Annotated in this window: 5 protein-coding genes; all 5 read right to left on the bottom strand. The window is 40.3% G+C overall.

Features of this window, described 5'->3' with window-relative positions; genetic code table 11:
* Positions 1–458, bottom strand: a 458-nt coding sequence (locus H7254_RS04760; protein ID WP_301931900.1) for an SMP-30/gluconolactonase/LRE family protein, incomplete at its 3' end; no start/stop codon positions are given.
* Positions 459–825: 367 nt separating this feature from the next.
* Positions 826–3,177, bottom strand: coding sequence for a PDZ domain-containing protein (locus H7254_RS04755; protein WP_301931899.1), 2,352 nt, complete (start codon positions 3,175–3,177; stop codon positions 826–828).
* A 291-nt stretch (positions 3,178–3,468) separates the two neighbouring features.
* Positions 3,469–5,949, bottom strand: a complete 2,481-nt coding sequence (locus H7254_RS04750; RefSeq protein WP_301931898.1) for a glycoside hydrolase family 95 protein — start codon at positions 5,947–5,949, stop codon at positions 3,469–3,471.
* A gap of 462 nt (positions 5,950–6,411) precedes the next feature.
* Positions 6,412–7,428 (bottom strand): zinc-binding alcohol dehydrogenase family protein, encoded by a 1,017-nt coding sequence (locus H7254_RS04745; protein ID WP_301931897.1) that lies wholly within the window; start codon positions 7,426–7,428, stop codon positions 6,412–6,414.
* 9 nt (positions 7,429–7,437) lie between these two features.
* On the bottom strand, positions 7,438–8,889 hold the full coding sequence (locus tag H7254_RS04740; RefSeq protein WP_301931896.1) for an alpha-L-fucosidase: 1,452 nt from the start codon (positions 8,887–8,889) through the stop codon (positions 7,438–7,440).
* Between the last annotated feature and the right edge of the window lie 449 nt (positions 8,890–9,338).

Genomic DNA, 9,338 nt, shown 5'->3' with positions numbered 1-9,338 from the left:
TCTGTAAAATAAATACCACCCTTTGCATCCACCCACAAGTCGTTTGGGCCATTCAATCTGTGGCCCTGGAAATCTTTGAGCAAGACAGTAATTTTTTTCTTTTTACTGATCAACCATAGCTGGTCTTTTTCATCGGCACAGGCAATAATATTTCCTTTATGATCAAAATACAAACCATTGGACCGTCCCGTTTTTTGCATAAACAAAGATAACTTTCCGCTGATATCATACTTCCAGATTCTATCATTTGGCTGATCGGTAAAATAGATATTGCCTTGCTTGTCAACAGCAGGGCCTTCGGCAAAAGCAAATTGTTTAGAAACCAGTTGCAAAGTAGCTCCCGGCGCAATTACTTTTATTGAATCCAACAACTGATGATTATTTTGTGCTGCCGCTTTAAAATTGGAACAACACAAATTGATTACACAAACAAACAGCATAGTTCTAAACTGGTACATATCAAATTTATTTTAAACAATCAATAATTAGGAAAATATTAAATCAATAGGTTGCTTACAAAAATATTATTTAATGGTTAGCCGCATTAAAGAGAAGCATGCGAATTATTTTTGACGGGATTATCGTAAAAGCAAAAAAATCGACTATCTCTTATAGCCAGCCAAATTACACCAGTTTTTTATCATGAAATCTGCATTGGTGTTTACTTTAACTTCACGTATGGCAAAACCCAAATAGTTGTAGCTGTTTTAGTTGCCGAAGGTATACAATGCGACCTTGATAACAATTGCAATCCATCCTCTTCTTCTGTAAATTTCATGTATTGTTTATTCTGTTATAATTAGTTAATCAATACTGAATTGCGAATTATTCTTTAAAAGAAACCGTTATCTTTTTTTCTACCTGGTTGCGGATGATGGTGCATGGTGCATTACCCATCCATTTTATGGTTTGATAGGTTTGTAATAAATCGCTGATATTGTTAATCATTTTATCATCGATCATTACAATGACATCCCCTTTTTGCAAATCACTTTTTGTTGCCAGCGTATGTACAGGCAGCTCCACCAGCATAGCGCCGTTATTATCGTGAAGTCCTGCTGCAGACCGTTCACCCAGTGTTTCAATATTTTTAAATTGTGCGCCCAGCCATTCAACTGTATGCACTTTTCCGGATGAAACATCAGTAAACAATGGCTTTACCAGTGGTGATGCAGCATTCTTTTTTAATGCAGGAAGTGTAACACCCACATGGCTGTCAAAATTTTTAAAACCCATTTCCAATACCGCAGCGCCCGGTTTTATTGTGTAATTACCTTGTTGTTCATTTACAAACTGCGCATTACCTGAACGGCTATTTTTATCAAGGTTCAACTGCTGCGCTTTCTGCAATCCTTCGTTGGTAAGAAAAAAATTAGCATCAATTTCTTTACCCCAACTGTTCATTAATATTGGCGCATAGGGAGTGCTTACAATATTATTCTTAAAAATATCCCCGCTATTTTTTAACCATACATGCGGATGAAATGTATTGTTGATTATAATATTATTGGTTATTGTACGATGGTATCCTTCCCTTAATTTTAACCCGCCGTTTAAACAAATATTATTATAGATCAGGTAATTGCTGCTGCCATCATCCAGATCAATATCCCAGCCATGATCGCACTGAAAACGGTTGTTGCGAAGGGTAATTGGATCAATTACATCCAGTAATTCTATCCCCGGTCTTGCAGCAAAAATACTATCGATTAACGAACGATCGGGACTCCAGAACCTATCACGCCCCCAGGAATTAAAAGCGCCATGGTCACCAGTTTCCAGGACCGTATTGAACACATCGTTGTATTCAATTACATGACCGCCCCAGCAACCATCGCCAATATTTATGCCTGCCCTTGGTGTATTGTAAATAGTATTGTAGCTAACGGTGATGTGCGCCGACATGTCAATAGCAACACCTGCTACCTGCTTTTCAATTGTGCCGATGTGCTGAATCAAATTATCCTGCACCAAACAGTATTGAGGATAATCCGTTGATTTTGGTCCTGGCGCATAATCCATTTTACTCCAGGGTATAGATAAGTCATACTGGAAAGCCGGTGACCGAACTGCCATGGGGTTGCCAACAAAAACAACCGCACTGGCACCGATATCATAAATATTATTGCCTTGTATGGTGTCATTTTTATTGTAGTCGCTTAGTAAAAGGGCGTTTCCACCAAGACTGCAAAAAGTACAGTTGCTAATTCGAATATCTGCTGTGCCCTTCAGCAAAATTGCACCACCACGGTAAATTGTCCAGTCGCTGCGAAGCAAGGGTTCTTTGGTTTGCATAAAACTACGGCTGGTGGCAGTGAAAGTAATATGTTGGATTTCAATATTTTTTACCGTCTGATGTGCATCGCCGATGATGTGGAGTAAATCTGTTAAATGGCTTACTTCAAATTGTGCATGCTCAATCGGTTGGTTTTTGGGTGGATAGAGATATAAAATTTGTGCTTTGATATCATACCACCATTCGCCCGGAGCATCCAGTTCTTCAAAAATATTTTCTACAAAACGATATTGGGGATGCATGGGTGCAGGGCGGTTATTTTGCCAGCCACCTTCGTAACTCAATTTTCCTTCGTTGGTTTTACCGGTAATCAAATAATGAAAATCACCCCATTCTCCATTGTGCAAAGCATGTATATAACCTCCGTTTGGGTTACGCCAGTTAGCAACTTTTTCATTGCTGATTGCATTGGCAGCTGTGCCATTAAATACCCTTGCTGTTGAATCATAGTTTGGGTAACGGGCCATTGGCAGGTTGACTCCATTCATCAATAACCTGTCGGGTTTTTCAGTTAATGCGACGTGTGATTTTAAGATGCTATTTTTATAAGGCTGCCATTTCGGGGAAATCTTTTCGGCACCGCTTATGGTAACCTTTTCCTTTTTATAACTACGGATAACAAGCGAATTTAAGTGATAATTTTCCGAGGTTATTTCGATGGTTTTATTTAAAGTATATACTCCTTCCCTAAATTGAATTATTACATCTTTACCAGTTTGCATCAATGCTTTGGCTATCGCCATCTCGGGTGATTTAAATGGCATTGAAAGTGTTCCTGCATTTTTATCGCTGCCAGTTAAAGCCACATACAATTTTATTTGTCCATTGCAATGGAAAATAAGCTGTACAAAGATTATCACTAAAAATTTTCTTTTTGTCATAAAAAAAATTGGCTTTCCCCTGTTACCATTTTGATTTTTCTTTTATTTTACCCACCATGTATAAGTTTTTGGGGGGGTATCTTAAATTGTTGCATTACTTGTAAGACTGTGGGCGGTGAGGACACCGCCCACGGCTGACTGCCTTGGCTGCTGTGCCCACCAGCCAGCGATAATTCGAAATACAACCGTTTTTTGTGCGTAGTTTTTAAGACATTTAACTACTTTCCAATACTGCGTTTAAGCATAACTTCTATAATACTTTTTTACAGTTTGCCTGCTGCTTTGCGTATTTTACTTTTCACTAATCGGTACTATGGAATAAACTTTTCCTTTTTCGGTGTTGAATGAAAGCACATACCCATTGGTATCAGCAATTGGCATTGCAGTAACACCTTTAATAGTTATTGGAATTGCTGTTCTTATTTTACAAATCCCTCCAGCCATTGAGCTAATAACAGCACCGGTTAAAACATGATTTTTCCAGCTCATAGACACTTTAAAATCACCTCTTGCTTTTAGGCCTTTAATACTTCCCTGCTGCCATGCATCGGGCAATGCGGGCAAAAGGTGTAACTCTTCCAAATGACTTTGCAGCAACATCTCGCACATGCCGGATATGCCACCAAAATTTCCATCTATCTGGAAAGGCGGATGGGCATCGAAAAGATTCACATAAGAACCGCCACCGTTTTCATAGTTGGTACCGGTTTGCCCTGTTAAGTGCAACAGGCTGCCAATCATTTTGTATGCATGATTGCCATCCAGCAAACGGGCCCAGAAATTAATTTTCCAGGCAAGGCTCCAGCCAGTACCAGCATCGCCTCTCAGCTCCAGTGTTTTTTTTGCTGCTTTCGCTAAACCGGGTGTTAATTCTGGTGATATCTGGCTGCCGGGATATAAACCAAACAGGTGTGAAACGTGCCGGTGGTGCGGGTCTACATCTTCCCAGTCTTTATACCACTCCTGCAAATTTCCTTTTTTACCAATGTGGAATGGGTACAGCTTTTCTTTTTTTGCTATGAGCAGGTTACGAAAATCTGCATCTTCATTCAGCTCTTTTGAAGCATCAATCAGATTGGTAAACAAGTCGCGGATGATAGACATATCCATGGTGGTTGCAATGGAGGCTGCACCTTCTTTTCCCTTGTCGTCGATAAAACTATTTTCAGGCGAAAAAGAGGGAGCAGTTACAAGAAAGCCGTCTTTATCTTCTACTAAAAAATCAAGGCAAAATTCAGCTGCTCCTTTCATTAAAGGATACGCTTTTTCTTTCAGGAATTTTTTATCTTTTGTAAATGCATAATGTGTCCACAAGTGTTGCGACAACCAGGGCGACCCCATCGTCCAGTTGGCCCACATCGGGTCGCCCTGACCGATATCGCCAACAGGATTCGTAAGTGCCCAGATGTCACTGTTATGGTGCAGGGCCCAGCCACTGGCGTGATAAAATTCTTTGGCAGTAACCTTTCCGTTGGTAGCCACATTTTTAATAAAATCCATTAAGGGTAAATGCATCTCAGAAAGATTGGCAACCTCTGCCGGCCAATAATTCATTTGCACATTGATGTTGGTGGTATAGTTGCTGCTCCATGGCGGCTGCAATTCTTTGTTCCAGATGCCTTGTAAATTAGCTGGCACACCCGGCGTGCGGGAACAGCTAATGAGCAGGTAGCGGCCATACTGAAAATACAATGTTTCAAAAGAAGGGTCTTTGGCGCCCTCTGTATAACCCAGCAAGCGTTTATCTGTTGGCAACCCCGCATTTTTATTTACAGCAGGGGGTTTTAATTGAAAAGAAACCCGGTTAAAAAAATGATGGTAATCTGCCAGGTGGGCAGCAAGTAAGGAGTACCAATTTTTTCTCGCTGCTGCATTTAAAAAATTTGTGGCAATTTTATCTTCATCTTTTCCTTCCGAATCAGGACATTTATCAAAGCCATTAAAGCTGGTAGCAGCAGAAAGAAGGATTAATGCATCGGTGCCATTTTTTATGGTAATTCCTTTTTCATCGGTTGTTATGGTGGCTCCTTTGCTGATGGCTTTCACCCGCCACTCAAAACGCATGCCCCTGCAACCTTTGGGATCGATTTCATCAATGGCATTTTCGGTGCTTACATACACAGGCTGAATATGCGACGGCGCTTTTCCCCTCATGGCAATTTCATTGTTGCTGATGATTGATTGCTGGTACTTGAGCAATCCCCTGGTGCCGATGGTAAAATTAAGCTGACCAGGTTTACTGGCACTAATGTGAATAGAGATTACCTGGTCTGCCGCCGAGCTGATGATCTGTCTTGTAAACAAAACACCATCCGCTGTAAAACGGGTGGTAGCGATTGCATCGCTGATATTGAGGTCGCGGTAATACCCAGTGATGCTGCTATCTTTCAATTGCTGATGAATCAATAAATCGCCGAGCGGGAGGTAAGACTCTGAATAATAGCCCTGCATGCCCTTGGCAAATTCATAGGCGCTATCATAATGTTCGCCGTTAAAAAGCGCTTTTCTTGCCTTCAATAAATTTTCGTAAGCCCCAGGATTAACATTGGTTCTAACCGGGCCGCCCGTCCATAAAGTTGCTTCGTTTAATTGAATCAACTCATTGGAAGCCCCGCCATATACCATGGCGCCAAGCCGGCCATTACCAATGGGTAAGGCTTCTGTCCACACTTTGGCGGGTTGCTGATACCATAATTTTTGACCTGGCTGAGCCATTAATCCTTCAACAGCAGCCAGCAATACAATGCAGCTAACAAGCAATCGTTTTGTCATTTGTTTTTTGTTTTTATAATATACTATTTATAAGTGCAGAACCTAATCGTTCATAAAGCTTCTCCGCTCTGCCGCTCATTTCGATTCGTGTGGACACGAACCGAGGCGGAGGGTGCAGAACCTAATCGTTCATAAAGCTTCTCCGCTTTGCCGCTCATTTCAATTCGTGTGGATACGAACCAAGGCGGAGGAGGATATTTGAGTTAACTAAAACATTATCCGTAATCCGTCTAAAAATCGGAACAGGCTGTCAGCGGTTGTGTAGGTTTCTGCAAATAAAGTTTCTGCTACAACCGCCGTCAGGGTTTGTAACCGCTAACGGGATTGCTCCATCAATCAACTTTAATAGTGTTCAGCATACATCAAAAAAATAGTATCTCTTCAATTAAAATTATCAGTTCAAAAAATGTATTAGCTGCATTTTAATTCTTACTCTTTGAGGCGGGATATGAGAACCTGTCCCTACTCCAGTTCCACCATCGCCTTTATAACCTCCGTGGCAGGATCCAGCCATGTTTCAAACAAATCTTTTACCTCATCAAATTTTGCACGATGCGTTATATAAGTGGCGGGATTCACTAATCTCCTTTTCATTGTATTCATTACATGTTCAAAATCTTTTCTGGTAGCATTGCGGCTACTCATCAATGTTGTTTCCCTTTTATGAAATTCTGGGTGGCTAAAATTAATGGTTTCCTTTTGTAACCCAATTAATACAAATCTTCCTCCGTGAGCCAGGTACTGTAATGCAGTATTGATTGCTTTCTGATTGCCTGTGGCATCAATTACCACTGTTGGCATTTCGTTACCGGTAATTTCTTTTATTCTTTCCATTGCATCTTCGGTAGTGGCATTTATGGTATGCTGTACCTGCAGACTGTTTTTACAAAATTGCAGGCGGTTATCATTTATATCAATTGCAATCACTATGGCACCTGCAATTCTGGCAAACTCCATCGTACCTAAACCGATGGGTCCGGCGCCGATCACCAATACAAATTCATTTGGTTGAATATTTGCCCGGCTTACTCCATGGGCGCCTATGGCCAGGGGTTCTACCAAAGCCAGTTCATCATAACTTAAGCCATTGCTTTTAACCAAGGCATAAGATGGTACTGAAAGATATTCCAGCATTCCACCATCACTATGTACACCGCATACATTAATATTGGTGCAGCAATTTGGCTTGCCGTTACGGCACGCAATACAGGTACCGCAATTAAAATAGGGAATAATAGTAACAGCTTCGCCAGGTACAAATCCATCGGCGCCATCGGCTTCAATTAAATCTCCGGCCAGTTCATGGCCCAAAATTCTTGGGTAAGAAAAATAAGGTTGCGTACCTTTAAAAGCATGCAGATCGGTACCACAAATACCAATGCGTTTTATTTTAATGATTGCATGACCTGGCTTTAAAACGGGCGATGGTATATCCCGGTATTCAAAAGTTCCTGGCTGGGTGCAAATTAGAGCCTTCATTACTATTGACTATTTTTTAAAATTTATTTTGTACACTACCGCATTTTCTGACGGATAGTTTTTAATGGGTTTTATCATCAACACATCTGCCTGTTGTGACCAGGATAATTTTTCACTGCTTCCAACCAAATCAACAGAGGCTATTTTTCCGTTCCCTGTTTTTATTCCTAATAACTTTATACTTGTATTCATAGCGGGCACCCCAAGGGCAATGGCATACAAAATATCTCCTTTAGTTGTAAAGCGAATATCCTCTGCTGTAAAAGATTTCTTCTGATCAGCAAAACTTCCGCTCGCAGATTCAGTTGGGCCTTCACCAAACACCTTCCATGGACGAGTACCGTAAATTGCCTCTCCATTCACTTCCAGCCATTTACCTGTACCTAATAATGTTTGCGTTTCTTCATCAGTAATAGTACCATCCGGGCGAGGACCGATGTTTAGGAGCAGGTTACCATTCTTACTAACAATATCGATCAAATTGGTGATTACATATTTTGCATCTTTAAAAGTATTGCCGGCAGCAAATCCCCAGGAGTTGTTGCCGATTGCGTCGTCAGTTTGCCAGGGCAATTGCCGAATGCCAGCTAATTTACCTCGCTCCAAATCCAGCACTGCTGTACCATCGGGGTACGAAATATTTTTATAATTAAGCACAACTCCTTTGTTCCATTCTAATCCTTTGTTGTAATAGGCAGCTGCAAATGATTTTCTGTAAGGATCCATTGCCGGTTGCTCTATCCACCAATCAAACCAAAATAATTGTGGCTTATAATTGTTGATTAACTCTGCATTGCGCAGCAACCAGTCGTTCATAAATTCAGGTGAGGGCGTTTCACTTTCTTCTCTTGCCGGACTATAAAAATCTTCGTATTTATTATCCAATACATCCGACTCAAACTTACGTCCTCCATTCATAAAAAACCAATGCTCTATTCTATGTGATGACAAGCCAAATATTAATCCCTGTTTACGGATTTCCGCTGCCAGTTCACCGATGACATCTCTTTTGGGTCCCATCTCAAAAGCATTCCATTTTGATAAGGCAGTTTTATACATGGCAAATCCATCATGATGTTCTGCCACCGGCACTACATATTTTGCACCTGCTTTTTTAAATAGTGTTACCCATTGTTCCGGGTTAAATTTTTCGCCTTTAAACATCGGGATAAAATCCTTGTAGCCAAATTTACTCTGAGGACCATAGGTTGCCACCTGATGCTTGAATTCATCAGTACCTTGCTGGTACATTTGTCGTGGGTACCACTCCGAGCCAAAAGCAGGTACAGAATACACACCCCAGTGAATAAAAATACCAAATTTGGCATCCCTGAACCATTCAGGTGTATTGTATTTTTTTAACGATTCCCAGGTGGCCTGGTATCTTTCCTGCGCCAGTGTTTGAAGACTGATACAAAAGAAGAAAACTAATACTACAAAAAACAAAAAAAACTTTTTCATATAGCTATTATTATTTTTTAAATTATACTTACTCAATAATTCCATAAATTTTAATCGGCTTCCCTGCTATTCTATGCGCTTTCCGTTTTAAGAAGGTAGTGAAATAAAAAGCATACCAGTGCACCCACATAAATAACCCGCTGCTACTGCCAATTAAAATGCGGGCGCTTAAAGACATGCTTATACTTTTCTTCACTATTATTCATAAAAATATCAAAATACAACTATACATTCAACAGGTGATTGATGGTTAAATAATACAAAAAAGGGAAATCAGAAAAACAAAACCAATTAAAAATCCTAATAAACTTTTCATTATGTCAATCGTTATTATCAGCAGCGGCATTGTTAAGTGTCATTCAGGCTTATTGGTTCAGGATGTAAACATAGTAGTAACATTTTGTTTATCATATCATTTTTTTTTCAAAAACTAATGGTATATTACCCTA

Source organism: Ferruginibacter sp., from assembly GCF_014377975.1.
Taxonomy (GTDB): domain Bacteria; phylum Bacteroidota; class Bacteroidia; order Chitinophagales; family Chitinophagaceae; genus Ferruginibacter.
Note: the sequence above shows the minus strand (reverse complement) of the source record. Positions and strands in the feature narration are given on the sequence as shown.

What these genes read in the sequence shown, in the direction of transcription:
- H7254_RS04755 (WP_301931899.1), bottom strand. Translation starts at nt 3,177, where the DNA reads ATGACAAAAAGAAAATTTTTAGTGATAATCTTTGTACAGCTTATTTTC.
- H7254_RS04750 (WP_301931898.1), bottom strand. Translation starts at nt 5,949, where the DNA reads ATGACAAAACGATTGCTTGTTAGCTGCATTGTATTGCTGGCTGCTGTT.
- H7254_RS04745 (WP_301931897.1), bottom strand. Translation starts at nt 7,428, where the DNA reads ATGAAGGCTCTAATTTGCACCCAGCCAGGAACTTTTGAATACCGGGAT.
- H7254_RS04740 (WP_301931896.1), bottom strand. Translation starts at nt 8,889, where the DNA reads ATGAAAAAGTTTTTTTTGTTTTTTGTAGTATTAGTTTTCTTCTTTTGT.